This is a genomic window from Micromonospora sp. GCM10011541, assembly GCF_042650725.1.
GTDB lineage: Bacteria > Actinomycetota > Actinomycetes > Mycobacteriales > Micromonosporaceae > Micromonospora > Micromonospora sicca.
The window spans coordinates 1-762 of sequence record NZ_JBHSBP010000041.1; the positions used below are offsets into that span (position 1 = coordinate 1).

Sequence of the window (762 nt, forward strand, 5' to 3'; positions counted from 1 at the left end):
ATCATGGCCGCCGACACCCGGGCCATGCACGACACGGCCGCGCTGCTCGGCCTGGCCGTGGTGGAGCTGGCCGCCGTGGCCATCGCCGGGGCGAGCCGGGTGAACATCTTCGGCGCCAGCGGCAGCGCCCTGGTCCGCGAGGAGATGCAGTTCAGCCTGCACCGCATCGGGGTGGCCGCCTGGGCCTGGAGCGACGTGCACGAGGGGCTGGCCAGCGCCGCGCTGCTGGGCGCCGGCGACGTGGCGCTCGGCATCTCGCACACTGGGCAGACCCGGGAGACCATCGAGATGCTCGCCGAGGCGGGCAGCCGGGGCGCCACCACGATCGCGCTGACCGGCTTCCCCCGCTCGCCGCTGGCCGAGCTGGCCGACATCGTGCTGCTCACGGCCAGCCAGGCCACCACCTTCCGGCCGGACGCGCTCTCCGCCCGGCATCCCCAGCTCGTCGTCCTCGACCTGCTCTACATCGCGGTGGCGCAGCGGACCCACGACCGCGCCCACGCGGCCTTCCGGCGTACCGCCCAGGCCGTCGACGGGCACAAGGCCGCGAAGGGGGCCGCCTCATGATCAGCGCACAGCGGTACGCGGACGCCGTCCGCCCGGTGCTCGACCGGGTGGTCGACACCCAGGCCGACGCGGTCGACCCGGCGGCCGACCTGATCGCCACCGGGCTGCGGGCCGGCGGGGTGCTCCAGGGATTCGGCACCGGCCACTCCGAGGCGCTCACCGCCGAGCTGGTGGCCCGGGCCGGCGGGCTGGTCC

General features: G+C 75.9%; 2 protein-coding genes. Both read left to right on the plus strand.

Features of this window, described 5'->3' with window-relative positions; genetic code table 11:
* The coding region (locus tag ACFOYX_RS16265; RefSeq protein WP_377534090.1) for a MurR/RpiR family transcriptional regulator at positions 1–567 on the plus strand (567 nt) is incomplete at its 5' end.
* Positions 564–762: SIS domain-containing protein (locus tag ACFOYX_RS16270; protein ID WP_377534091.1), on the plus strand; the 199-nt coding region annotated here is incomplete at its 3' end. The genes ACFOYX_RS16265 and ACFOYX_RS16270, both read left to right, overlap by 4 nt.